Raw genomic sequence first — 26949 nt, 5'->3', positions numbered from 1 at the left:
CCCGCTCTCGCACATAACGGTTCCTATAAATGAAAGTATAGCAAACATATCGGCTAAAAGCAATTTTACATGTGAATTTATGTTATTAACTTGTGATAATGTCTCCTTAAGAATCACTTGAGATTTTGTCTCTTTTTGATAAACTATAAAAGTTATGAAAGAAGGTAAAATTACATTGTCACAAGAACAACTAAAAACATTTACTGTCATCAATCGTTTCATCGACAAGTCTATTTCCAGACAACAGGCAGCTTCACTTCTTGGCCTTTCTACCCGCCAGATTACACGTTTAAAGAAAGGGGTCCTTACTTCTGGCGCTGAATCACTGATTCATAAAAATACTGGTAGAAAGCCTGCTCACGCTGTTACAGATGAAACGAAGGAAGCTGTCCTTAAGATTTATTCCCGCCCGGAATTGTCTAGGGCCAACTTCCTCCATTTCAAAGACATACTGCTCGCAGATTTTGGAATCGCTCTTTCCTATTCTGCACTTTCCAGTATACTAAAAAATGCAGGTTTTGAAAGCCCCAAAAAGAAAAAAATCCGTCACCGGACACACCGGCGGACGCGAAAACCACACCCCGGCCAGCTCATCCAGATAGATGCTACTCCCTATGAATGGTTTGGCGGAAACACGAAATACGCCCTCCATGGGGCAATTGATGATGCCACGGGCAATGTCGTCGGTCTTTTCCTCACACAGAACGAATGCCTTTATGGCTACCTCGAGACGATGCGCCAATGCTGTGTGGACTTTGGTGTCCCTCAAACCATTTACTCAGACAACCACACCATTTTCCGTTCCCCAAAAACAGGAAAGCTCACCATGGATGAACTGATCGCCGGAAAGACGGTCCACCTGACCCAGTTTGGACGTTCCATGCATGAACTGGGAATAGACCTGATTTTTGCGAAGACGCCACAGGCCAAAGGGCGCATTGAACGTTTATGGGTAACCTTACAGAGCCGTCTCCCCGTCGAATTCGCTAAGCGTGGAATCACCACCGTAGCAGATGCCAACCGCTTCTTGGAAGAAGAATACAAAGAGCTGTTCAATCAGAGGTTTTCCGTTGAGCCAGAAGCAGAATCTATCTTCGTTCCTCTGGCAGAAGGAATGGATATTGATACCATTCTCTGTGTGAAGCATAAAAGGAAGACCGATGCAGCTGGAACCTTTTCGTTCAAAAACCGATGTTTCCAGATCTTAGACGAAGGATTTCCGATTATTAATGCGAGAAGGGAGATTGAGGTGCTCCTCAATCCCCGGTATGGGATTCGCATTGCTTATGGAGGGCGCATATACGAAACCATACGGTATCTAAAGCCACAAAACAAGAATGCCAGCATAAAAGTGTCCAAAAAGGTGGTCAAAACCGTAGAACCCCATTTACAACTACGCCATAGCAGCGATGAATGGAAAGCCATCTGGTGGATGGAAGATTACAACCTGTCGCTAAAATTTTTATATGAACTATTCTTTGAGAAACAGCAGTCTGCTTCGTAAAAGGGCAAAAGCCCTTTTACAGAAGTGACATTTTCTCAAGTGAAACTGAACAATAAAAAGTGACATTTTCAAAAGTTATTGACATTTTACATGTGAATTTATTGACAATACTTGACTTATTTGAATTTTATCAAATTCAATCCTTTCATATTTCCTTCATTCACTGTCCTTTGCTTTCCCGGCCTGTCTGGGCTATGCTGGATTTACAGATAAATAGTAACGGTCCGGCAGCCTCACGGTTACAGGCAGACCCCCTTGCAGGCCTGCCTTTGGCGATGGGATCCTGGACGCACTGCGAACTCAAGGACTGGAGGGATTATAATGAAATTGACACAACCTGTTTCCATTGGAAACTTGAAGCTGAAAAACCGCATGGTCATGGCTCCCATGGGTGTTGACCTGGGGAATTATGATGAGCGCACCAGAGCTTATTTTCTGGCAAGGGCCAAAGGCGGGGTGGGCATGATCTTCTGCAATACGCTGGCCACCCCGGAGATCGAGGGCATGTGCCCTTCGTCCCTGCTGGACGCTGACAGCTTTCAGGATTTTAAAAACATGACAGAAAAGGCTCACAGCTATGACTGTAAAGTCTGTGTACAGATCCATCCCGGCAACGGCAGGATCACCACACCGCCTCCGGGAAGGAAAAAACCCATCGGTGCCTCAGCAGTGCCCTGGATGGACCCCAGAGTCATCTGTGAGGAGATCACCAGGGATGAGATCGGGATCATTGAGAATGGTTTCCGAAGAACTGCCCAATACGCCAAAAAGGCCGGCGCAGATGCCATTGAGATCCACGCCTACGGCGGGTATCTCACCGATCAGTTTCTGACCAAACGCTGGAATATCCGTACAGATGAGTACGGCGGGGACCTGACCGGGAGGATGCGTTTTCTCACGGATTTGATCAGGATCGTAAAAACAGACCTGGGGGAGGATTTCCCCTTGATCGTAAAATACACCCCATGCCATTATCTGCCGGAAGAAGAGGGATACCGTGGCATGGAGGAGGGCCTTGAGATAGCCAGGCGCCTGGAAGCCCTGGGCGTACATGCCCTCCACGTGGATGCCGGGTGTCATGACAACTGGTATATGGCAATGCCTCCTGTTTACCAGCAGGAGCAGGTAAAACAGCTGCGCAGTGCAAGGACAGTCCGGAAAGTTGTGGGGATACCGGTCATCTCCCATGGACGGCTGGGTAATATTTCCAAGGCGGAATATGCCCTGAACCATGGAGATCTGGACATTGTGGCCATTGGCAGGGGCCTTCTGGCAGACCCGGAGCTGCCTAACAAGCTGGCAGATCACGAGACAGAGAAAATCCGGCCCTGCATATCCTGTAATGAGGGCTGTATCGCCAGAGTGTGTGTTGGGCAGAGCGTACAGTGCGCTGTCAATCCCTGCGCAGGCCTGGAGGGGATCCATGACCTAAAGCCCGCCCTTAACCCCAAACGGGTACTGGTCGTAGGTGCCGGCCCGGCGGGATGTACAGCCGCCATCACGGCTGCCCAGGCCGGACATAAGGTAGAACTGTGGGAAAAGAGGGAACGTATCGGCGGCAATGTGCTGGCAGCCTCCCGCCCTAACTTTAAGGCCGATATGGCAAACCTGCTCTCCTACTATCAGAACGAGCTGACCCGGCTGCAGGTGCCGGTAAAATTCTGTATGGAGGCTGACAAAGAGGCCGTGGATGCCTTTAAGCCGGACGCTGTCATCTGGGCTGCTGGCAGCCGTCCCATTGTCCCCGGTTCTATTGAGGGGATCCACGGGGATAATGTTTGCACAGCCATCGATGCACTTTTAAACAATGCCCTTCTGGGGGAGAACATTGCCGTCATCGGCGGGGGCCTTGTGGGGCTGGAGACAGCCGTGGACCTGACCCAGAAAGGCAAAAAAGTGACTGTGGTGGAAATGGCACCCAAACTGCTGCCTGAACCGGTATTCATGCAGAATATGATGATGATCATGGACCTGATGCAGAAATATCAGGTGCCATCACAGGTCAGCACAAAACTGCTGAAAATAGAACCGGACGGGATTGTTGTCCAAAAGGAAAGCGGTAAGGAAAAGATCCCATGCGATACCGTGGTCCTTGCCATGGGCTTCCGGCCTGATGATTCCGTATATAAGGAAATTGCCAGGGACTACAAAACCATAAAAGCCGGGGATTGTGTATCCGCAAGAAAGGTTTTCAATGCTGTCCATGAAGCTTATGATGCGGTAAGCGAACTATAGATACATACAAAGACAAGGGAGGACTCCTATATCAGGAAATCCTCCCCTGTCTTTATTCTTTAATCGCGCTCCTGGCTCCATTCCAGAAAATCACCGGTGGCCGCGTCTATCTCAAACTCATATTCTGTACCGTTATAATAGATATCGCCTTCATAGATCAGCTTGCCGTCATCATCATCCAGCTTTATGCGCAGATCCTTTTCCCCTGCCCCCGGAACCTTAGCAAGGGCTGCCGCGGATGCCTCCTCCTGGCTTACTGCCGGAGTCAGGCCGGATGCATTTTGTCCGCCTTGTTTAAAATCATCATCAATATCAAAATCCGAACTCAGAATGCTGCCTGTGGAAACGTCAATTTCATAATCATATTCCTTATTTCCGGAATAAAACTCCACATCATATACCTGGCGTCCGTCCTCAAGGTCTTTTTTCACCCGAATCCCTGTAATCTCCTCCTCCGTCACTCCCGCATCAGCTAACGCTGTACTTCTGGCCTGCTCCTCAGAGACAGCAGACGCGGAATCCTGGCCTGCGGCGTTCTGCGCCGTGCCTCCATTACCGGCACCCTGACCCACAGCATTCTGTGCTGCTCCTCCATTACCGGCACCCTGACCCGCAGCATTCTGTGCTGCTCCTCCATTACCGGCATCCTGGCCCGCAGCATTCTGCGCTGCTCCTCCATTACCGGTATCCTGGCCTGCAGCATTCTGTGCGGTACTTCCGCTGCCTGGATCCTGCACGGCGCCGTTTTGTGCCTTGCTGCCGTTCCCACCATTCTGGTCTGTTCCTGTGCCTCCGCAGGCTGTCAGAAGCGCTGCAGAGATGGCTGCCGCCATAATAAATGCAAAATATTTTTTTCTCATAAGATAAACTCCTTCCATACATTTTCTATGTTACGCATATCCATCCGATGCCTTCATAATATACTGCAGCGGATACACGCAATACTTATTATTCTTTGTATACGGTAAGTTTATCAGAGAAAGATTAAAGTCACATTAAAAGTATTAACTTTTTTTCTCTTTTGGGAGCTGAAATGTAAATCTGCTTCCCCTGCCCGGCTGGCTTGCGGCCTGTATGGTACCGTTGTGGACACTGACGATCCACTGCACCATGGAAAGGCCCAATCCGGAACTTCCGCTGTCACTGCGTGAACTGTCTGCCCGGTAGAACCTTTCCCAGATGTGAGGCAGGTCTTCTGCGCTTATACCGATCCCGTCGTCCTCAACACACCCGGTAACCATATCATCCTTATCCTGCAGGCTCATACGGATGCAGCCGCCTCTTTTTCCATATGTGACCGCGTTCTGGAGCAGATTCAGCCAAAGACGGATAAGCAGGGTTTCATCCCCGCACACCATCAGATGCGGCGCGATCTCTGTTTCCAGCCGTATCTCCTTTTCCTCTGCAAGGGCTGTCATCTCCGCCGCTGCCATCTCTGACAGCTCACTGAGATCCAGTGTTTCCTTTGTCACTTTCTCACGCCCCTGATCCGCTCTGGACAAAAGAAGGAGCTGGGCGATCATCCCGGAAAGACCTCCCGCTTTTTTCCGGATCACCGTAATTTCCTCCCGGACCTCATCTGTCAGTCCATCCTGTGAAAGAAGGGAATCACACTGCATCAATATAACTGCCAGCGGCGTGCGCAGTTCGTGGGAAACATCTGAAGTGAACTGTTTCTCACGTTTCATGCTCTCCTCGATCTGTTCCAGCATATTGTCAAATGTGGAGGCAAGGCGGTATATCTCGTCCCTTCCTTCTCCCAGATCTATCCTTCTGGACAAATCTTCCTCCTCCTGAATGGAGCGCACTGTCTCTGTGATATGAGACACCGGGCGCAGGGTCCTTCTGGTCATGAAATATCCCAGAACCGCAGTGAGAACCACCAGAAGGGGAAGAAAGACCAAGGCCAGCCGAAGGGTTATCCGAAAGCTCTCCTCCGCGTCTGTTATGGATATGATCCCTCTTACCATCAGATGCCTGTCTTCTTTTGGCGCATAGGACATATCAAGTACATAATACTCCACACGTTCTGCCTTCTGCCTCCGCACCAGGCCGTCCTGAAAGACCATGGACTGGTCAAAGCCGTAAGGGATCTTACCGTATAGGAGTACACCCTCCTCATCATATACAGAGAGATACACGCCGTTTTCCAGTTCCAGAAGGTCTGTGTCGAAATTAAGCCTCCCATCCTCCCACTCAATGTCATCAAAAGCCCCTGCCACGCTCTCACGCAGCCGATTCTGTACGGAGCTTAAGATTTCCCTGTTGCTGAGAGAAAAAAGGACCGCAAACACAGCACAGATATTGATCGTCATGAGAATGGTATAAAGGATTGTCAGCTTTTGTTTTAAAGACAGATTTTTCATATAGGTTCCCTCAGAACGTATCCGGCGCCCCGCACCGTGTGGATGAGTTTTGGCTCAAATCCCTCGTCAATCTTCTTCCGCAGATACCGGATATAGACATCGATCACATTGGAACCTCCCGCATAGTCATAATTCCAGATATGCTGCTCCAGCTTCTCCCTGGATAAAACCATCCCGGCGTTCTGTATCAGATACCGGAGCACCGCAAATTCCCTGGAAGACAAAATAATCTCCTGCTCTCCCCTGAAAACACGGCGGGTATCCAGATGCACATGCAGGTCTGCCACAGTGCACACACTGCTTTTCTCCTTTTTCGGCTTTCTCAGCATGACGCGTATCCTGGCGGAAAGCTCTTCAAAGGCAAAAGGCTTCACCAGGTAATCATCAGCTCCCAGATCCAGCCCTCTCACCCGGTCCTCCACACTATCCCTGGCAGTGAGAAGCAGTACCGGCGTAGTGTCCTTTTTCCTCCGCATAGACTTAAGGACCTCCAGACCGTCCGTCTTAGGCATCATAATATCCAAGATCACCGCATCATACCGGGCGCAGGCCAGACAGTCCAGGGCCTCCTCCCCATTGACGCAGGCATCCACGCTGTAGCTTTCAGCAGTCAGCTTTTTCACCAGCAGGCGGTTCAGATCACGTTCATCCTCGGCAATCAATATGCGCATCCTGCCACCTCCCTTCAAACACAGTAAATTTCAATCCCCGGATAGGATTTGGCTGTTCGTTACGATTCACAGCCCTGCAAAAAACACAGTTCTGTAAACAGTAACACGCTTCGCGATGCACAGATATGGAGCATTTTGCCCCATATCGCGCTGGCTGCCTCGGGATTTTCATGCGCAAGCGCATAAAAACACCTGGCGGGATAACAGCCGTGAATAGTAACGGCTGTTCGGTCACCGGCTGTACCACATCCATCCTGCCGCAAGCAGGACCTGAACAGCCAGGATCAGCGGAAGACCCAGTTTAAACTTTTTATGCAGAGTCTTATGACGGAAAAGATCCATTCCGCAGACAGCACCCACGGAACCGCCCAGAATAGCTGACAGCATAAGCCAGGATTCCGGTATCCGGTACTTTTTATGTTTTGCCTTCCACTTGTCTATTCCGAACATGGCAAATGCCGCCACATTGATCACAAGCAGCCAGGCCGCTATTATTTTTATCATTCCATCTCTTTCTCAGGGATCTTGATCTCACCTGCCAGATTTTTATAGAACATTTCCTCGATTTTCTTTCTCTCCCAGTGTTTTCCCAAGATCCACATCACCTTGGTGACAATGGCCTCTGTGCTCATGTCATAGCCCTGGAACGCACCTGCCATAAGGGCTGCCCTGCCTGTCTCGTACACAGAGAGGTTGCTTCCCTCATAAGGGCACTGGCTCTTCACGACCACGATCATGCCCTTGTCGATCACATGGCGCAGCTCATCCAGCACCTCAGAGGACATGGTGGGGATGCCGCCCATGCCAAAGGCCTCTATGACCAGACCCCGGTACCCCTGCTCGTACAAAAACTGGAATATCTTTCCGTCAAACCCTGGTACCAGTTTTATGAGAAAGACCTTCTTCTCCAGTCTCCGCTCCAGCACGCAGGGACCTGACGGGGCGGGGATGAAATCTTTATAGATTTCCAGCCCTCTGGAATCCACCTCGCCCACATACGGATAATTAATACTCTCAAATGCATGGAAGCTTCTGGTCCGCACCTTGCTGGCCCTGGTCCCCAGCATGATTTTTCTGTCAAAAGCCAGAAATACGCCGGGCATACCGCTTCCCGCCATATGGATAGCGTATCTGCAGTTCTCCACCGCGTCCGCCAGAGGGTTGGTGATAGAAAGCTGGCTGCCTGTGATGACAACAGGGATGGGGATATTCAGCAGCATAAAGGACAGTACGGACGAGGTGTAAGCCATAGTATCCGTGCCATGGAAGATCACGATCCCATGGTATTCATTATACTTTTCGTAGACAGCCTCCGCCATGGCCTGCCAGTTCTCCGGCTGGATATTGGCGCTGTCAAGCTGGAACAATTCATAAAAATCCACATCGTAAAGGCTTGTGATATCAGAAATGTATGACAGGATATCTTTGCTGTCCAGCCCGGGCAGCAGGCCGTTTTCACTGCTGACGCAGGCCAGGGTGCCTCCTGTTGTTATGATCAAAATTTTCTTCTTCATTATTTTCTTCCTCTATAATTTTATACTGTCCCCGGTACGCGCCATTATATACGGCCTGCATCTGCACGGCCCTCCTGTCCGGCACCGGGAATACAAATTTATTTTAGTGTAACGTAACCCATGGCAGTTTTCAATGGATTTTATATAAAAACCGTGCTAAGATAGGAAAAAAGTATAATCGCCGGGGCAGAATGGATGCTGCCAGTGACCGGCAGAAAAAAGAAAGAAAACGAGGTGTATCTTATGTATGGTTCCACATTTGGAAATATATTGAAAATATCAACCTGGGGCGAGTCCCACGGCGCCGGAATCGGCGTGGTCATTGACGGCTGCCCTGCGGGGCTTCCTCTCTCTTTGGAGGATATCCAGGCTTATCTGGACCGCAGAAAACCGGGCCAGTCACGCTTTACCACACAGAGAAAGGAAGCGGACGCTGTGGAGATCCTCTCCGGTATCTTTGAGGGAAAAACCACGGGAACTCCCATTTCCCTCATGGTGCGGAATACGGACCAGCGCTCCCATGACTACAGCCAGATCGCAGATTGTTACCGTCCCGGACACGCGGACCGAAACTATGATATAAAATACGGCTTCCGGGATTACAGAGGCGGCGGACGCTCCTCCGGACGTGAAACCATCGGCCGCGTGGCTGCAGGCGCTGTGGCAGCTAAAATACTGAAGGAACTGGAAGTGGAAGTCACTGCCTACACCCTTTCCATCGGCCCGGTCACCATTGATAAGAGTAAATTTGATATAGAAGAGAGGAGCCGCAATGCCCTCTATATGCCTGACGCAGAGGCCGCCAAAAAAGCCCAGGCTTATCTGGAAGACTGCATGAAAGAAAAAAACTCCTCCGGCGGCATGGTGGAGTGTGTCATCAAAGGTGTTCCCGCGGGGATCGGTGAACCTGCCTTTGAAAAGCTGGATGCCGCTCTGGCAAAAGCCATCTTTTCCATCGGTGCAGTGAAATCCTTTGAAGTCGGTGACGGAATCGCCGTGGCTGCCTCTGACGGTTTACATAATAATGATGCATACCGGATGGACGAAGAGGGAAATGTAAGGAAAAAGACCAATCATTCCGGCGGCATTACCGGAGGGATCAGCGACGGTGCTCCCATTCTGCTGCGCGCCGCCTTCAAACCCACGCCTTCTGTGGCAGCAGTCCAGGAAACGGTAAACCGCCAGGGTGAGAATATTGAAATATCCATCAAAGGCCGGCATGACCCCATTATCGTGCCCAGAGCTGTTGTTGTAGTGGAGTCCATGGCTGCCCTTGTGATACTGGACGCCATGCTGGGAAGTATGACAACACGTATGGATGCTGTCAAAGATTTCTTTAAAAATCTTTAGAATTTTTTTCGTTTTATACCACGACACTTTTTAATTTTGATTCCTATACTCAGTATAGTAACAGCAGGAGCAACGGCGCGGCAGGCAGCGTCCTGATGCGTGGTTTCCTGAACACAGGAGAAGAGATACCATGGAAATGAATCACATTTTAATTGTAGAAGACGACAAGGACATCCGGGAGGCTGTTGCCATTTATCTGAAAAGCCAGGGATATGAAGTGTTCCAGGCAGGCGACGGCGTAGAAGGGCTGGAGATGCTGGAGCGGGAGGAGATCCATCTTGCGATCGTGGATATCATGATGCCCCGCATGGACGGCATCACCATGACCATGAAACTCAGGGAAAAACACGATTTCCCGGTTATCATGCTCTCAGCCAAATCCGAGGAGGTGGATAAGGTTATGGGGCTGAACATCGGCGCCGATGACTATGTCACCAAACCATTTACCCCAATGGAGCTTATGGCAAGGGTGAACTCTCAAATGCGTCGTTACAAACGATTCATGGAAAAACTGCAGCAAAAAGAACAGGAAAATACGGACAGTATTTACACCATGGGCGGGCTCGAATTAAACGAGAGCACCTTCGAGGTGCGAGTAGACGGAGCCCCTGTAAAAATGACACCCATGGAATTCAAAATTCTCCTGCTGTTGATCAAAAATCCTGGAAGGGTATTCTCCGCTGATGAAATTTATGAACGTGTGTGGAATGAACGTGCCGTGAACACGGAGACGGTCATGGTACACGTCCGCAACATCCGCGAAAAAATCGAGATCAACCCTAAGGAGCCAAAATATTTAAAGGTGGTGTGGGGAGTTGGATATAAAATTGAAAAATTCTCGTAAACTTGCTCTGGTGCTGGTGGTGCTGGTCATATTGCTGCCTTCTTTGGCTATGATGATCATCCGCCCGCACTATATCAAAGGCCAGGGTAACTCTGAGCCGAATTTTAACACTTCCTCATTCATGAGCACACTTACACACTCCAACTATGTGCTCTATGCGGAAGAAAAACAGAGGGAAAACCAGGCGGCTATGATCCCGTTTGACATCTTTTTCCCTTCTGCCTTAAACGACACACAAACGAAAAAAAATGAAGAGAGCAGTAACTCCGGTTCCAAGTCCAATACTTCCTCACAGGAAATATCACAGGAAACTCTGGATGAAGAAAACTTCCCCTCTTCCAAATACAAAGATACCTTCGGAGATGAGTATGAATCCTATACTTCTGAGGAAGCCGTCATCGCATCCGCCAATGAGATCTCCAGCAAATTCTCCAGATGGGAAGACAACTTCTCCACTCTGCGCTCCTATCTTCAGTACGAGGTACGGGACGAAGACGGAAAGATAGTGGATTCCAATGCCACAGAGGAACTGGAACCTCTCCTCTCCGGCGAAAAAGCCGACGCCCTGGATAAAAAATATGCTTTCGGTGCTGTCATCAAGTACGATGAGAGCGGAAATGTATCACAGGCCGAATTTTTCTCAGGAAAAGCCAGCAATGCCACGCAGCTTCTCAACGAGCAGGTCCGCCAGAACCCATGTTCTGAGTTTGACAGCCAGTACGGTATGGATGCCCCCTTTCAGAAACCACAGGGCCGCACCTACCTTTACCTGATGACAGCCGAAAATCTGGCTACCTTTTTGTCAAGCTCGCCCGGCAGCGGATATCTGGAATATCTTGGAGTCAACACTTACCAGGCAACCGATGATCTGTCCATCGTCTTTTTGACCCTGCTCGGTATGGTGGCCGCAGCCGCTTTACTGCTGCCGTTTATCAAACAACTGCAGATGGGGGATGAAAAAATCTTCCAGGCACCTTTTGAACTGGTCTGTATCATAGCCAGCTTTATACTGGGATTCTCCCTGTCCATGTCCGTGGACGGCAGCGCTATGAACAAGGAACCCATTTATAATGTCCTGCACAGTATTGGCGTTCCCCAGGAACTTGCCTCTATACTTCAGTATTTCTGGGGCTTCATCGGATGGGCATTTATCTTCGCGGTGTGCTATTGGGCTGCCGGTTGTCTGAGATGTGTTTTTATCATAGGACCGAAACGTTACATTCAGGAACGGGTTATCATCTACCGTATCTGGCCATGGGCAAAAAGTTCTATAAAAAATGTATACAACAGTATGCTTCATGTAAATTTGAAGGATGATACCACAAAGGTACTGATCAAAGTTGTACTGATCAACTTTATCATCCTGGGCTTTATCAGCCTCATGTGGGTCTGGGGGATCGGGGCGCTGATCATTTACTCCATTGCGCTGTTCTTCCTATTGCGTAAATACTGCAATGATCTGCAGAAACAGTATCACAGGCTGCTGGATGCAACCAACCAGCTTGCCGACGGCAACTTGAACGGGACCATTCCTGAGGAGCTGGGGGTGTTTGAACCCTTCCGGGAGGAGATCACTAAGATACAGAGCGGGTTCAAGATGGCTGTGGACGAAGAGGTTAAGAGTCAGAAAATGAAAACGGACCTGATCACCAATGTATCCCATGACCTGAAGACACCTCTGACAGCCATCATCACTTATGTGGATCTGCTGAAGGATGAGAATCTGCCGGATGAGGAGAGACGCCGCTACATTGAAGTGCTGGAACAGAAGTCCACACGGCTGAAACTGCTGATCGAGGATCTGTTTGAGATCAGCAAAGCGACCAGCAGAAATGTGACGCTGAACATTATGGATGTAGATATTGTGAGCCTGATGCAGCAGGCGAAACTGGAGCTTCAGGATAAGATCGAGGCTTCCAACCTCTATTTCCGCTGGCGTCTGCCTGAGGAAAAAGTGGTCCTTCCCCTTGACAGCCAGAAAACTTACCGGGTATTTGAGAACCTTCTGGTCAATATCACCAAATACGCCATGCCGCGTACCAGAGTGTATGTGGATATGGAAAATGATGAGAAGCGGGTCCGTATCTCCATGAAGAATATCTCAGCCTCTGAGCTGAACTTTAATCCTTCGGAGATCACCGAGCGTTTTGTCCGGGGAGATGTTTCCCGGAATACAGAGGGAAGCGGACTGGGCCTGGCCATTGCCAAGAGCTTTGTAGAACTTCAGGGCGGAAACCTGCAGATCATGGTGGACGCAGACTTGTTCACTGTGGAGATTGTGTTCCCGAAACCGTGATATAAGAAAAAACGTAACTGTCCAGTATCCTCACAGTTACAGGCAAACAGCCCCGGTATTGCATACGGATTGCAGTTGCCTGGGATAACCATATTAAACCTACCATTGATGGCAAACAGCCCCGGTACTGCATACGGATTGCAGTACCGGGGTTATCTTTTTTATTACGCCCAATAGATCCTCATTCCTGTCTCATGGCTCATGCGCTCCGGATGGCCTTTGACCCTGGATGAAAGTGCAAAGATATCTCTGTAGGAGTTTTGCGCAATACAGCTTCCATCTTTGCCGGTAATACTAACATACAGATCCCATCTCTTCCCTTCTCCATAACCATCCTTAAAATGGACAGCCTCTTTTACTGAATCCGGCTCCATATGGATTTTTTTGGCGCCCTGTTCCACCATATCCCCGCCTTTTGACTCTGTTATCACCCAAGAGACTTCGCAGTCTTCGTATTTTTTATCCGTGTCATTCACAGCATAGATACCATCCAGGGCATCTCTGTACTTTGCAAAGATCCCCACAGGACTGTTGCTCTCCAGCATGGCCTGAAGTCCCTTCTTCGGAATCCCCCACCAGTCATACAGACCGTAAAAGCTCTGCGGACACAAATCAATGAACATGAACTGGACATACCCGGAACATGGTGCATATTTTTGGATTCTGTAGTGCTCTGTATAGTATTTCAGCAGTTTGTACTGGTAATCCTGGATGGCAGGGATCTCCTTCTCAATCCCCGCAAGACGTCCGTAGACAACCGGAACCTTCTTCAGACTCTCCGCACAGGCAGGTGCATCAAATCCGTATTCTGTATTGAGCTTCTCCGTTGTCCCGTAAATCTCCCTGTACTGGCCGCCGCTAAGAGATCCCAGATAATTGTGGCTGTCCCCGCTAAATATATCCTCATTGCAGAAAGAGCCTTTGATGATCGGACGGTCAGCATCCATTTCCTGCAGTTCACGGTAGAGCCTGGGCCCCGGATTCTCCTCCATGAACCGTCTTCTGGTATCCCCATCCGGGTCCACGCAGCCGGGTTCATTCATACCGATCCAGCAGATAATGGATGGGTGGCGCATCAGCATCCTGACATTTTCCTTATAGATACCGATGAATTTCTCTGCCCACGCATCGGTGGAGGGGTGCGTCCAGTTATACTCTGAATCCTGAATGACCGCCATGCCCATTTTATCACATAAATCATAAAATATGTCCTGCTCCACATGAACATGAACCCTCACAAGGTTAAAGCCGGCTGCCTTGATATTGAGCAAGTCCCGGTAATATCGTTCTTCCGTCATGGCAGAAATATAGCAGTCCGGGAAATAAGAGGTTCCCCGTACAAAGAAATCCCTGCCGTTCAGACGGAAACGTGTCATCTCCCCTGTCCGCATGATCTCTGTTTTCCTGAAAGCAAAGACCGTCTCTTTTCCGCATACCCTGCCGCCGTCCCGCTCTAACAGGACTTCTGCGGTATACATGCGCGGCTGGCCGTGATCCCAGGTATTCCAAAGGAGAAAGTCCTCCATCTTGACAGAACATACCCTCTCCTCCTGACCGCCCTCTGCAGTAAAATCCAAAGCCGCCTCAGCCTTATGGATACCGGTCCTCTCATCCTTTATCTTCAGCACCATCCTGTATTTCGCACCGGGTACGAGTCCCCCAAGTACCACCTTAGCCTTTACCACTGCGCTGTCCATACCTTCAGAAAGCTCATAAGAAATCTCCGGACGTGCCTCCATGTATTCCTGTTGGGTTATAATAAGTTCCACCCTGCCGTAAATCCCCACAGGGTTCACGTCACGCTGTATGAATGTATCGGAATGCTCATAGGTTCCCTTCACCATTCTGCGCTTTACAAGAATGGTCCTGGAATCTTCTTTCCCCTTCTCCACCTCCTCATCCCAGGGGGAACTCACTTTTACTATGAGAAGGTTCTTTGCTCCCGGTCTGACAAGGTCTGTTATATCAAAGGAAAACGGGGCCGAATACCCTTCATGTTCCCCTGCAGGCAGCCCGTTCACCCACACTTTGCAGTAATAATCCACATTGGAAAACTGCAGCCGGACCCTCTGCTGCTTTCCCTCCGGCAAGTCAAATTCATGGCGGTACCACCAGGGTGCCTGGTTAAAATATCTGAGTTCTCTCCCAAAATAAGGCTGATTGGCGAACAAAAGCTGCAGATGTTTTAACTCGCTTAATCTTTCCCATTCTGATATCTGGGGACCCATTTCCGTAAAATCACCTCTGTCCGTATACAGGCCCAGTTCTTCTCCCGTATCATGTACATCCTGAAGAATATACCAGCCGTCCTCCAGATTTTTTACTGTCTCCATATCCTACATCCTCCTTCTTATCAGCTCTTTACTGCGCCTGCAGCCATACCCTCGATAATATTTTTGTTCAGTATAAAGTAAACCACCAGTGTGGGAAGAATGGAAATAACAATGGCTGCAAATGTACTGCCCCAGTCCACCCGGCCAAACTGTCCCACGAAGTCATTCAAGCCGATGGGAAGCGTCTTCATCTCCGAGGAGGAGATAAACGTATTGGCATAGGTAAATTCATTCCACACAAAAACAAAATTATAAGTAAGCACCGTCATGGTGGTATTCTTCGCCATGGGTACTACGATCTTCCAGAAAACTGTGCCCATCCCCGCACCGTCGATCACCGCTGCTTCCAGCAGGGAATCCGGCAGAAATTTGAAAAACCCTGTGTAGAGATAAATACACATAGGGAGCCCAAATCCCACCTGCGGCAGCACCAAAGCCCAGTATGTATTCCTCAGTCCAAGTGCATTGTAGATCTGGAACATGGGGATCAGGCAGGCGAATATGGGGATCATCATTCCGAAAAGGAAGAATCCCATCAGTGCATCTGCATGTTTTATCCTTACTTTACTGATCACAAAGGCTACCGGACAGCCCAGGATCACAATGCCCAGGAGGGTCAGGACAGCAACGATCGTGCTGTTTAAAAAGTATCTGGGGATTGCAGATATGGTCAGTGCACTGATAAAATTCCCCAGATAAAAGCTTGAAGGGAGGGCATACTGTGCCGTGTACGTCATCTCATCAGGCGTCTTCAGGCTGGAACAGATCACCCAGAAAATTGGGTATATCTGTATCATCACAATTATAAACACTATAAGATAAAAAATGCCTCTTACAGCCTTGCTTTTCCCTGCATGTGTCATTCTGATCCCTCCCCCTTCGCAGTCCCTAGCAGTCTCTGGATTATGAATACTGCTGTCAGGCATTCCACCACAAGAAATACCGCAAGAGTACTGCCATATCCAAAGTCAGCAGAATTAAATGCTGTTTTGTACATATAGGTAGCCACCATCTCCGTAGATTTGGATTTATTGTCCAGTATATAGAAGACATCAAAAGTCTTCAGACATCCATTGATCAGCATCACCACTACAATACTGAAAATGTTCTTGATCAGAGGCAGTTTGATATATCTGTATTGCTGTAAGAGACTGCATCCATCCATGATCGATGCCTCCAGCACATCCTTAGAAATAGATACAAAGGCAGAATAAAATATGATCATATACAAACCACAGTATTTATATCCATCTATCAGTGTTATGGTGACAAGAGCTGTCTTTGAATTAGCCAGAAGGGCAATAGGCTCCATCCCCATTTTTTCCATCAGATAGCAGACAAGGCCCTGAGGCTGCGCAGAAAGCATCTTAGAAAATATCTGACAGATTGCCATGGACGATATGATACAGGGTATAAAATAAATCACACGCAGCACATTAGACCCTTTTATGATATGGGATAACAGAATAGCCAGGAATAGACCTGCCAGAAGCTGAAACGAACTTCCCAATAACACAAATTTCAAATTATTTACAACAGCCGATTTAAATGTCCCATCAGAAAACATCCTTACATAATTGGCAAGACCTACAAATTCCATATCTTTAATGCCATTCCAGGAAAAAAAACTATAACCCACGGACCACAGAATAGGAATGATCACCGTAAGAAAATATACGAGAAAAGCCGGAAGTACAAAAAGTGCAGGCTGTATCTTATTTCTGGGTTTCATCTATACTCCTCTCCTTCTTGAATGATCAGGGCCCGGTCTCCCCTGCAGGTTTCCGGGCCTGCCCTCTTTATTCCACATCAAAATAATCCGGTGCATACTGCGCTACTGCTTCATCCATTCTTTGACAAAATTCTTCCGGCGTAGATTCCCCCATCCCCAGATTGGCCAGTTCCTTTCTGTATACTTCGTTTGTAGATGGATCCAGGCGCACATCCCAGCACTGAGCAAAGGTACCACAGTTTTCCAAATCCTTCAGAATCTGTTGTGTCAGTTCTGGAAGTTTATCCGGGTCACTGGGCATCATTGATGGCAGCATATCAAATTCATACATTGCCATATCAGCAAAATTTTTCCATACAAATTTTATAAAATCCTTCATAGCCGGAGTCATAGAATCTTTCAATACCGCAGTTCCGATACCACAGTTCGCATAATAATCATTTTCTGTTGTCACATCCTTATCACTATCTACAGGTAGCCTAAATGTGGAAATATCATCTTTTAATTCTTTATTCTCGTTCACAAGATCCGGAGTATCCCACGTTCCTGTATATAACATAGCAGCACCCTTATTCAGGAATAAATCCATTTGTGCCGTGGCGTCAGAATTTGTCCACCCCTCGCTGAAATACTGTGTGATCTGCTGTGTATATTCTGCAGTAGCAATACCAACTTCGGAATCAAACTTTTCTTTTCCCATTCTAGCATTGTCAATAAATTCATTTCCTGCCATACGGAATGCTTTGAATGCAGGATAGCGCATAATCATGTCATAGTTGCCAGCTGAAATGGGGGTATATCCGGCTGCTTTCAGTTTTTCGCATGCGTCAAGCAGTTCTGTCAGGGTCTTAGGCGTCTCCGTAATCCCGGCATCCTCGAACATCTCTGTGTGGTACCAGAAATACTCCACATTTCCCTGCCATGTCATCAGGTAATTGCTGCCATCACTCAGTTTCGGATAATCCAGTGCTATGTCAAAGAACTTATCCTTTAATCCCAGCTCATCATATAAGTCATCTACACTATATATGATTCCCTTTTTACAGATACCTTCAAAAAATGCTTCAGGGTCTGCGTCAAACCAGTCAGGCAATTCATTGCTTGATGCCAGGATTTTTATTTTCTGCAGATATGTTGCCCTATCTGCTATGGATTCTACATTAAATTCAAACCCGGGATGATCCTCCTTATACATCTCCGCAATCTTCTTCAGCGTCTTAAGAGCCGCATCTGTCTCGCCTCTTGCACTGACATAATTTATCACCAGTTCCTCCTGTTCCGTAGAATCACCGGATTCTTTCTCCTGCGTTTTCTGTGTGTTTTCTTGCTTCTTGTCATTTGTTTCCCCATTACTTCCACATCCGGCTGCCATAACACACATGACTGCAGCTAAACCTACAGCTGTCAGTTTCTTCAGTTTCATCCTTTTTTCCTCCTTCAAATTTTCCGTTTCATCATGACGTCCTGAGATTCGGTTTTTTCTGTTTTTTGTTTGTAGATTTATTATAAGAAACTTTTTCGACAAAATATATGGAATATTTTAAGTACACTTGGAATATTTTCCTGTAGTTCTCAGATTGCTTGTGAGGATAATGCGGTTATTGTATAATGATTTTCAGATATACTACTATGAAGCAAACATTCAACAAAGGAGTTCCCTATGAACAGGATAAAACACTCTGTATTCCACGTTTTTTCAACTTTTCCTATTAAACACAGACTGCTGATCACCTACCTTTTTCTGAGCGGTTTTATATTAGTCATTACAGCAATCGCATTTTATAACACTGCTAAAAATGCACTGGTAGAACACGCCACTCTGTCCAGTCAGCAGCAGCTTGCGATCATCACCAACAATCTGAGTGAAAAAATAGGTCATATATCCGACTATGCCATTACTTTATCTATTAACAGTGATATCGGTGAAACCCTAAAGGAAAATCCAACTGTACCTGAAAACGCTTTATCACGTTTTTTTGTAAATTCTGATCTCACCAAACAGGCTCAGCGGATTATAGGTTTACATAAGAATATCTCCAATTGGGATATCCTTGACACAGAAAACAAATGGTATCACAGCAGTACGGAGATAACGGAAGAACTGACTCCCTTCCTTTCCCCGGAATTTCTGCAGGTATTAAAGACTGACCCTTCCTTTCACTTTTTAGGTCCATATACCATTGACGGCACGCCGACCTTTGCTGCTCTGAAACCAGTAACGGATATTGATACCACAAAATATCTGGGCACAGTTGTCCTTTTGATCAAAGAATCAAGTATATCCTCCGCCTTCCGTGATCTGCCAGACAGCGACCTGCGGAACTTTTACATAACAAATTCCAACAATACAATCTTATCTTCTTCAACATCAGATGGGATTTACGAGTCTTTTGTCTCCTATACGGGAATTAGTATGCAAGAAATGCAGAAATTAGAGGATACAAATATAGCAACAGCCTATATACACGGAACAGAGACACTGCTTATAAGAAAGGAATATCCTGGATTGGACTGGTATGTGGTGAATCTGATACCGCTGCAGAATCTTACAATGGAACACAAAACGGTATTGCAGACTATTGTCCTCATATGTGTGCTGCTGTTTATCCTCTCCCTGTTCTTCTCCATGCTCTGCACAAGAACCGTAACCGCGCCTATCCAGCGGCTGGCCTCAAAAATGGAGACCGCTTCCATGGGTAACCTGGACATATCAGCCAGTTACCACTCCAACGATGAACTTGCTGTTCTGTATAAACAATTCAATCTGATGATGCAGCGTATACAGACATTGATTGATCATGTCTATGAGGAACAGAGTGCAAAACAGGAAATGGAAATCCGCCTGCTGCAGTCACAGATAAATCCCCATTTTCTATACAATACTTTAAGCACCATCAAGTCCTTGATCGAACTGGAAATGAATGATACGGCAGTAAAAGCAGTTGCCGCCATGTCTGTGTTCTACCGGAACTCCCTATCCAAAGGCCGGTTCATCATTCCTTTAAAGCAGGAACTGGAGCTGACAGAGCAGTACCTTTACATACAGAGCCTCCGGTATATGGAGTATGTTGATTATGAATTTAACCTGACAGCCACTTTTCCAACGGAACAGATCGACATACCAAAGCTTACGCTTCAGCCCATTGTGGAAAATATATTTGTACATGCACTGTCCACTGAAAAATGCCACATAAACGTAAGCCTCACGGAGGATGACTCAACTGTATCCATAATCATAACCGACAACGGCACCGGCATTCCGTCTGATCAACTGGAAGAACTCCGTACATCCGTTAATTCCGGCAATGTAGACGGAAAATCCTTTGGTCTCCCCAGTATTCACCACAGAATCACACTGTTATACGGAAAAAATTACGGTCTAACCATATCCAGCCAGGAAAAAAAATTTACGGCAGTCACTGTCACACTGCCCAAAGGAGGAATAAAAAATGAAAACCCTGATGATCATTGATGATGAGCTGTTTTTTCGTAAATCCATCTGCAGCCTCATAAAGAAACAAGAGAACTATGAAATCATCGGCGAGGCCAATAACGGGGCATCCGGTGCTGAAATGATACGGGAGTTAAAACCGGACATTGCACTTGTGGATATCTCCATGCCGGTTATGGACGGCCTGGAAATGATCCGTTCCCTTGTCTCAGACTGCCGGACAAAATTTATCCTCTCCACAGGTTACAATGACTTTGCCTATGCAAAACAGGCAATTACCCTGGGGGTAAAGGAATACCTGTTAAAACCGGTCGACAACCGGGAACTGCTTGACTGTCTTGATAAACTGAGCCTGGAAATTGACGGAGAACGCCGCAGGCAGGGTGTGATATCTGATTATTATCAGACACGGAGCCTTTACCAAAAGCATATGGCACTAAATTTCTTTGGCAAAGCCATTTCCGGTGCCTGTCCGCCGGAGGAATTTGCTGTGTTAAAAAAACAGGCCGAACTGGAAAGTACCGACTGGTTCATGGTCCTGTCTTTAAAGCTGAACAATACCAATACCGCTGTGTGGAACTGGGAAACTGACCTTTCCCTCTGTCATTCCATTATGGAAAACATTTGTACAGAAGTCCTTCATCAAACATATGAAAATCTGCTCTACGTGGATTATTCCCTCTCCCACCAATATATTATCCTTGGACTAAAGGACAGTATCTGCGAGGTCTCACATCTGGAAACCCTCTGTGAGCATCTGATAAAACTACTGAAAGAAACCGTACATATTCCTGTAAGTATTTTCAGCGGAACTCCAAAACACGGTGCGCAGGGAATCAAGGCTTCTTACGAGGAGGCCCTTTCCGTCCAGCACACCAGCAGCTACAAAAACCTGACGGTATTTAAGTATTACAGCCCTGAATCCCTGTCCCCGGAAATTGATATCACCTCTGATATCTGTCAGGAAATCCTGCTGTTATTGCGCAGGAAGCAGGAAGAACAGATGGTCCAATATATTTGTGCCACCTTTGACAAAATGCAGGAATCCAACTGCCATATCCGCAAAATCCATCTGACCGCAGCCCTTTTTATCACAACGCTGGATGACTTTATTACGGAGTGCGGCTGTTCGGATTTAGAATTCACAGGATTGCAGAATGCCCTGGACTCATACAGGAACTGTGAAAACATAGAACAGCTCAAAAAACTGCTTACAGATACATACGCCTCTGTACTGGAATACCTTGGGAAAAATACAGTCTCCGGCAAAACCTCCCTGATTGCAGATATCCAGCTTTATATTGAACAGCACTATATGGACCCTGAATTGAGACTGGAATCTATTGCCTCCTATTTCTTTGTCAGCCCTCAATATCTCAGTACACTTTTCAGCCAGGAAAGTCATACTACACTGAGCAGTTATATCAACACTTGCAGGATGCACAAGGCCAAAGAGTTTCTTCTTCAGCAGTCACCTTCCATCCAGAACACAGCAGCTCTGTGTGGTTTTACAGATGCCGGGTATTTTAGCAAGTGTTTTAAAAAATTTTACGGTATCTCGCCTAAAAACTTTTTGGCACTGCGCTCCACCTGACGTGTCTGCGGAATTTAGCTGCATAAAGCAGATGCTTATTGCCAAAACCTTCCTTTTGTGCTAATTTAAGTAGTATTGAAAAAAGAAAGGACTATGTAACGGTTCCATGTCCGCTGTTATGGCAGATGAATGTATTACGATACGGCTGCTGTAAGGACTCTGAACGGTTACAGGACTGCAGAACATGACAGAAATCTTAACCAGGGCCGCTTCGCTTATATGCATGGTTGCCCTGGCCTTTACATTGAAAAAAATACATATCCTGAAAAAGGAGGATTTTCGTGTGGTATCCGCCTTGGTGGTGAAGATCACACTGCCCTGTGCTATCATCATCAATTTCAGCCGGATGGATTTTGACGTATCCCTATTCTTTTTGGTTCCCATTGGTTTCTGCGGAACCCTGTTTTTGATTGGGATCGGATATTTTATGGCAAGAAAGAAAAGCCCGGACGAAAAAGCGTTTCAGATGATAAACCATTCCGGATTTAACATCGGTACCTTTGCCATTCCTTATCTGCACAGTTTTGTGGGACCTTCCGGTGTGATCGCGGCATCTATGTTTGACATCGGCAATGCCCTGCTCTGCACCGGCGGAACCTACGCGCTGGCTTCAAGTGTGCAGGACCCACATAACCGGCCAACCATCGGCTCCCTGTTAAAAAAGACATTTTCATCCATTCCCACCTTGACCTATCTGCTTATGACCCTTTTAAGCCTTCTGCATCTCAGGCTTCCCAAGGGCATCCTGACCTTTACAGAAATCGGAGCAGATGCAAATGCATTTCTGGCAATGGCAATGCTTGGGATCGGCATGGAACTAACCTTAAACCGCAGGCATTTCTCAGCCATTACCCGCATCCTCAGTGTCCGTTATCTGGCAGCCATGGCCTTTTCCCTGGCTGCCTGGTTCCTACTCCCTTTTGACAGAACACTGAGAAAAACACTGGTCATCCTGCTCTTCTCACCCCTGGCATCCTTTGACCCTATTTTTACAGAGAAATGCGGAGGGGATGTGGGGCTTTCCAGTGAAATTAATTCCATCAGCATAATCATAAGCATTATATGTATGACACTGCTTTTAATTATCCTATAACAAATCTCCATCCGCCATGGCGGCGGCCATTTAGCCCCTCAACGGAACCGCACCGGATTTCAGGTTACTGTACACTCCGTGTCCAGTAACACGCTTCGCGATGCACAGATATGGAGCATTCTGCCCCATATCGCGCTGGCTGCGTCGGGATTTTCATGCTTCCGGCATGAAAACGCCTCCCGGTACAGTGGCCTGTGTACAGTAACGATTTCAGACCCGGATCTTAGATATGGATCTGAAAATCTGTTGCAGTTTGGAAATTGGTGTGCTAGAATGAAAAAAAGCATATTTTCTGGGTAATTTTCTGGTTTTGAATCCGTCTTGAGATTCAAAATATCTTAAATCATTTCATAATAGCAGGTCAGTGTATGTTTGGCCTGTCCTTTCGGAAAATTCATGCTTACCATCACATTTTAGCAGGAGTTTTCGGAAAGGCCGGAAACCTCCTGCCGTAATTTCATTTATGATAATAGAAAGCTCACGCAGCCTGTTTTCTATTACCGAATAACGAGGAGGTATTCTATGGAAGAACAGAAACAGAAACCCCATGCCTTGCAGTGGCACCCTGCCTTTTATGCGGGGATACAAATTGAGCTGGAATCAGAGGCAGATCTTCTGCTTTTTGAAAATGAACACCAATTGGGGACAAAGCCCAAGGAAATTGATGTGCTGATCGTAAAAAAGGAAAAGGAAGTGCCTATACGAAAAAATATAGGACGGATCTTCAGAACACATAACATTATAGAATATAAGAGCCCCACGGATTATCTGAGCGTGGATGACTTCTATAAAGTTTATGGTTATACTTGTTTTTATAAGGCAGATACAGCAAAAGCTGACAGCATCGGAATCCAGGATATTACCATAACCTTTGTATGCCATAGGTATCCGCGCCGCCTCCTACGGCACTTAAAGGAGGAGAGGGGCTATGAAATCCGCAATGAGGAGGATGGCATTTATTATATTATAGGAGATAAAATCCCCATCCAGCTAATTTTGACACAAAAACTGTCTGAAGATGAGAATCTGTGGCTGAAAAGCCTGACGGATGAACTGAAAGAAACAGAGACGGCAAAACGCCTGCTCGAGCAGTACGAAAAGCATAAAGGGAATGGCTTGTATCAATCAGTTATGAATCTTATTGTCCATGCAAATAAGGAAAAATTCCAGGAGGCGAAGTCTATGTGTGAAGCATTGGAAGAGTTAATGAAGGATGAATTGGAAGCAAAAAAGGCGGAAGGAATCACACAAGGAAAGGCAGAAGGCATTTTAGAGCTGCTGAGCGATTTGGGCCAAGTGTCTGAAGACCTGAAGGCAAAAATTATGGGACAGAAGAATATAGATATTTTGAACAAATGGCTTAAATATGCGGCAAGATCTGAGACGATTCAAGACTTTGAACAAAAGATCCAATAGTTCCTGACAATAACCAATAAACAAAGTATGTTGCAGGTTAATACTGCTTCAGGGTTAATGTTTCGTAAAAAAAGCCAACATATGATATGCTGTTAGCTGCTAAAGGGCAAAGCCATGTTCCGGGCTTTGCCCTTTGCTTGTATGAAAATGATATTTAAGTATATGTTCGGCAGGACTGACTGGCCTGCTCATTTCGGGAGAAGTTCCCCCTGTCCAAACTATTTTATCTGTATCTGGCAAGCCCTCATAGCCTCCAGCGCATTTCTATGGCTCTCCTCCGTAACGCCCGCACAGCAGGATGCATCCACAGAGATTGCCGCCTCCGGAAGTGCTGCCTTTAATATCATAGCATTGGAAATAACACAGATATCTGTGCACAATCCTACAAGCTCTATCTCCTCATATCCGCCTTTCCCCGCCAGATGAGCCAGCATTGTACTTCCAAATGTAGGCTTTTCCACCAACCTGCAGCCATCTGCCAGTTCTCTCAGTTCAGGTACCAGTTCCCACCCCTCAGTCCCTCTGATGCAATGGGCCACTGGCAGGTTCCTGCCCTCCTGGGTCTCCATATAATCAGCCTCATGGGTATCAAGGGTAAACACAACTGTTTTCCCCACTGCTTTGGCTTCCCGGACCTTATTAACCACATTTTCCACAATGGCTTTGGCCTCATTGGAACCAAGAGCGCCTGTCACGAAATCAACCTGCATGTCAACTACTACTAATAACTGCTTCATTGTTTTATCCTCCATTTTTATTGATACAGCTCGTCCTGATAGATATTGGCCTTTTCCCGTCCCTGCAGGATCCGCAGCGCGCCATAGGCCAATGCTTCCAGTTCCATCTCCCCGGGCATGATCCTGACAGGTCCCAAAAACTTAATATAATCCGTGATCCAGTCTGTCAGCATTTTAGAATGAGCCATGCCGCCGGTGAGAATTATGGCATCCACATTTCCTTTCAGGGCCGGTGCAAGCTGTCCGATCCCCTTTGCCACCTGATAGGCCTGCGCTTCGTACAGCAGCTCTGCCTTTTGGTTTCCCCGGCGTATCATTTCCTCAATCTCCCGGCAGTCATAAGTTCCCAAATACGCCTTCAGACCTCCGTCCCCCCGGATTTTCCGCATAAGCTCAGCCTTTGTATACTTCCCGCTGTAACACATATCCACAATATAAATGATCGGCACACTCCCTGAACGCTGGGGAGAAAAGGCTCCGCCGTCATCACTTAAGGCATCCACTATCCTCCCGTGCCTGTGGGCGGAAAACGAGATCCCTCCGCCCATATGCGCCACCAGAAAATTCATTTCCCCGTAAGACTTTCCTGCTTCCTCCGCTGCTTTCCGGGCCATTGCTTTGCTGTTCAGTACATGGCAGAAGCTCTGCCGCACCACCTCCGGTATCCCGGTAATACGTGAGATCTCCATAAACTCGTCAGACGACACCGCGTCATAAATATAGGCAGGTATGCCAAGAGGCGCGGCAACGGCATCTGCGATCAGCGCCCCCATATTAGAAGCATGAGGGCTGATCGGCCCATTCAGGATCCTGTCCTTCATCGCCTGATTCACCGTATAGCCTCCGGCCTTTACAGGCGGCAAAAGCCCTCCTCTTCCCACTACCGCACACAATTGCTCCACCCTATATGAATGCTTCTTCAGGCAGGTCAGAACCATATCCCTTCTGATCGGAAACTGTTCCTTTATCTCCTGATGACTGTCCAGAAAAATGGCATCATGCTCAATCTCTTCCCGGAATCGTTCTTCCCTGTCCCTGAATACTGCTATCTTCGTGGACGTAGAGCCCGGATTTACTGCAAGAATATCGTATCCCATGGTCTCACGGTAATTGCTCACTGCCTTCATCCTTACGTCTCCCTTCCATTATAAATGTGTCTTTTTCCTCAGCTCCTCACCCAGGGCTCTCCCCTTAAAAATAGCTAAGGCAGAAATCATCAGCACTGCCCCTGCCACGCAGAGCACTGACGGCATTCTGACACTGACGGCACCGCACAGCAGAAGGACCAGGGGAACAAGACTTCCCACAGACACCATAACCATGTAAATCATATAATGCGGCACCGGTGCCCTGGTAACGAACACAATTACCCACAAGATCACATAGACAGCCAGCAGCACAATGGGAATCCCAAAATCCACAGACCATCCTCTCCATCCCGTAATATAATCCCAGAATAAAAAAACCGCCCACAGAAGCACTGCCTCCCAAACCGCATTTTTAAACAGATTCCTCCGTTTTACAATTGCGACCGCGGATAGGATCCACATACATCCCACGCCTGCCAATACATATCCGGACCAGAAGCTATGGAATCCTAAGATCCAGTTTACGGAAACCGCAGCGACACAGGCTGCAATACATACAAAGGAAAATATACGGAATCCCATGGCCATGCGGGAGCTTTCCCTTCTCAGGTCAGGAAACATCTGGTTCTCCTCCTCCAAAGTCCCCTCCAGATTCCCCTGGCAGAGGGGACATTTTCTGCGGGGATTTCTGACTGTGATTTTGCACCGTTTACAATACTGCATCC

21 protein-coding genes are annotated in these 26949 nt (G+C 47.3%); 9 read left to right on the top strand and 12 right to left on the bottom strand.

The window, feature by feature from the left end:
• Positions 1-154 precede the first annotated feature (154 nt).
• Entirely contained in the window at positions 155-1504 is a 1350-nt protein-coding gene (locus C6P39_RS11555) for an ISNCY family transposase (RefSeq protein WP_104803349.1), read from the top strand.
• 321 nt (positions 1505-1825) lie between these two features.
• Complete coding sequence (locus C6P39_RS11550; RefSeq protein WP_104803880.1) at positions 1826-3739, top strand: NAD(P)/FAD-dependent oxidoreductase; 1914 nt, start codon at positions 1826-1828, stop codon at positions 3737-3739.
• Between the two features lie 59 nt (positions 3740-3798).
• Here the strand turns inward: C6P39_RS11550 and C6P39_RS11545 are convergent, their stop codons facing one another.
• The 5 genes from C6P39_RS11545 to C6P39_RS11525 all read right to left on the bottom strand — a co-directional run bounded on the left by C6P39_RS11545 (position 3799) and on the right by C6P39_RS11525 (position 8290).
• On the bottom strand, positions 3799-4599 hold the full coding sequence (locus C6P39_RS11545) for a PepSY domain-containing protein (RefSeq protein ID WP_158661543.1): 801 nt from the start codon (positions 4597-4599) through the stop codon (positions 3799-3801).
• Positions 4600-4743: 144 nt separating this feature from the next.
• Positions 4744-6105, bottom strand: a complete 1362-nt coding sequence (locus tag C6P39_RS11540; RefSeq protein WP_104803878.1) for a sensor histidine kinase — start codon at positions 6103-6105, stop codon at positions 4744-4746.
• Complete coding sequence (locus C6P39_RS11535) at positions 6102-6776, bottom strand: response regulator transcription factor (protein WP_095174835.1); 675 nt, start codon at positions 6774-6776, stop codon at positions 6102-6104. Before C6P39_RS11535 ends, C6P39_RS11540 begins: the two co-directional genes overlap by 4 nt.
• 231 nt (positions 6777-7007) lie before the next feature.
• Positions 7008-7280, bottom strand: coding sequence for a DUF1294 domain-containing protein (locus C6P39_RS11530; RefSeq protein ID WP_095174837.1), 273 nt, complete (start codon positions 7278-7280; stop codon positions 7008-7010).
• A complete protein-coding gene (locus C6P39_RS11525; protein WP_104803877.1) occupies positions 7277-8290 on the bottom strand; it encodes an asparaginase in 1014 nt (337 codons plus the stop codon). Before C6P39_RS11525 ends, C6P39_RS11530 begins: the two co-directional genes overlap by 4 nt.
• A gap of 243 nt (positions 8291-8533) precedes the next feature.
• Here C6P39_RS11525 and aroC point away from each other — a divergent pair, with 243 nt between their 5' ends.
• The 3 genes from aroC to C6P39_RS11510 all read left to right on the top strand — a co-directional run bounded on the left by aroC (position 8534) and on the right by C6P39_RS11510 (position 12780).
• Positions 8534-9640 carry a chorismate synthase gene (aroC, locus tag C6P39_RS11520; RefSeq protein ID WP_104805911.1) on the top strand — a complete coding sequence of 369 codons (1107 nt, stop codon included), beginning with the start codon at positions 8534-8536 and terminating at the stop codon, positions 9638-9640.
• Between the two features lie 130 nt (positions 9641-9770).
• Entirely contained in the window at positions 9771-10484 is a 714-nt protein-coding gene (locus C6P39_RS11515; RefSeq protein WP_065543494.1) for a response regulator transcription factor, read from the top strand.
• Positions 10456-12780 (top strand): histidine kinase dimerization/phospho-acceptor domain-containing protein, encoded by a 2325-nt coding sequence (locus C6P39_RS11510; protein ID WP_104803876.1) that lies wholly within the window; start codon positions 10456-10458, stop codon positions 12778-12780. Before C6P39_RS11515 ends, C6P39_RS11510 begins: the two co-directional genes overlap by 29 nt.
• A gap of 164 nt (positions 12781-12944) precedes the next feature.
• On the opposite strand, the gene C6P39_RS11505 is transcribed toward C6P39_RS11510, so the two are convergent.
• The 4 genes from C6P39_RS11505 to C6P39_RS11490 all read right to left on the bottom strand — a co-directional run bounded on the left by C6P39_RS11505 (position 12945) and on the right by C6P39_RS11490 (position 18268).
• A complete protein-coding gene (locus tag C6P39_RS11505) occupies positions 12945-15113 on the bottom strand; it encodes a glycoside hydrolase family 2 protein (RefSeq protein ID WP_104803875.1) in 2169 nt (722 codons plus the stop codon).
• 20 nt (positions 15114-15133) lie between these two features.
• Positions 15134-15976 carry a carbohydrate ABC transporter permease gene (locus C6P39_RS11500; protein WP_095174841.1) on the bottom strand — a complete coding sequence of 281 codons (843 nt, stop codon included), beginning with the start codon at positions 15974-15976 and terminating at the stop codon, positions 15134-15136.
• Positions 15973-16845 carry a carbohydrate ABC transporter permease gene (locus tag C6P39_RS11495; RefSeq protein ID WP_095174842.1) on the bottom strand — a complete coding sequence of 291 codons (873 nt, stop codon included), beginning with the start codon at positions 16843-16845 and terminating at the stop codon, positions 15973-15975. Before C6P39_RS11495 ends, C6P39_RS11500 begins: the two co-directional genes overlap by 4 nt.
• A 67-nt stretch (positions 16846-16912) precedes the next feature.
• Positions 16913-18268 carry an ABC transporter substrate-binding protein gene (locus C6P39_RS11490; RefSeq protein ID WP_104803874.1) on the bottom strand — a complete coding sequence of 452 codons (1356 nt, stop codon included), beginning with the start codon at positions 18266-18268 and terminating at the stop codon, positions 16913-16915.
• A gap of 237 nt (positions 18269-18505) precedes the next feature.
• On the opposite strand from C6P39_RS11490, the gene C6P39_RS11485 reads away from it, so the two are divergent.
• The 4 genes from C6P39_RS11485 (at position 18506) to C6P39_RS11470 (ending at position 24399) form a co-directional block, all read left to right on the top strand.
• Positions 18506-20317: a cache domain-containing sensor histidine kinase gene (locus C6P39_RS11485; RefSeq protein WP_104803873.1), complete on the top strand. Its 1812-nt coding sequence runs from the start codon at positions 18506-18508 to the stop codon at positions 20315-20317.
• A complete protein-coding gene (locus C6P39_RS11480; RefSeq protein WP_095174845.1) occupies positions 20295-21890 on the top strand; it encodes a response regulator transcription factor in 1596 nt (531 codons plus the stop codon). The genes C6P39_RS11485 and C6P39_RS11480 overlap by 23 nt, the downstream gene beginning before the upstream one ends.
• A 184-nt stretch (positions 21891-22074) precedes the next feature.
• The gene (locus C6P39_RS11475) at positions 22075-22983 is read left to right on the top strand and encodes an AEC family transporter (protein ID WP_095174846.1); all 909 of its coding nucleotides are present in this window, start codon (positions 22075-22077) and stop codon (positions 22981-22983) included.
• A 522-nt stretch (positions 22984-23505) separates the two neighbouring features.
• Positions 23506-24399 (top strand): 3-isopropylmalate dehydrogenase, encoded by an 894-nt coding sequence (locus tag C6P39_RS11470; protein ID WP_104803872.1) that lies wholly within the window; start codon positions 23506-23508, stop codon positions 24397-24399.
• A 218-nt stretch (positions 24400-24617) separates the two neighbouring features.
• On the opposite strand, the gene C6P39_RS11465 is transcribed toward C6P39_RS11470, so the two are convergent.
• Genes C6P39_RS11465 through C6P39_RS11455 form a run of 3 tightly spaced genes read right to left on the bottom strand, consistent with a single transcriptional unit; the run spans position 24618 to position 26947 of the window.
• Complete coding sequence (locus C6P39_RS11465; RefSeq protein WP_104803871.1) at positions 24618-25136, bottom strand: cysteine hydrolase family protein; 519 nt, start codon at positions 25134-25136, stop codon at positions 24618-24620.
• Between the two features lie 17 nt (positions 25137-25153).
• On the bottom strand, positions 25154-26263 hold the full coding sequence (buk, locus tag C6P39_RS11460) for a butyrate kinase (protein WP_242987020.1): 1110 nt from the start codon (positions 26261-26263) through the stop codon (positions 25154-25156).
• An 18-nt stretch (positions 26264-26281) separates the two neighbouring features.
• Positions 26282-26947, bottom strand: a complete 666-nt coding sequence (locus C6P39_RS11455; RefSeq protein ID WP_095174849.1) for a DUF6320 domain-containing protein — start codon at positions 26945-26947, stop codon at positions 26282-26284.
• Positions 26948-26949 lie beyond the last annotated feature (2 nt).

Source organism: Blautia marasmi, assembly GCF_900258535.1.
GTDB lineage: Bacteria > Bacillota > Clostridia > Lachnospirales > Lachnospiraceae > Blautia > Blautia hominis.
The sequence above is the reverse complement of the archived record's forward strand: the minus strand, read 5'-3'. Positions and strand labels throughout refer to the sequence as shown.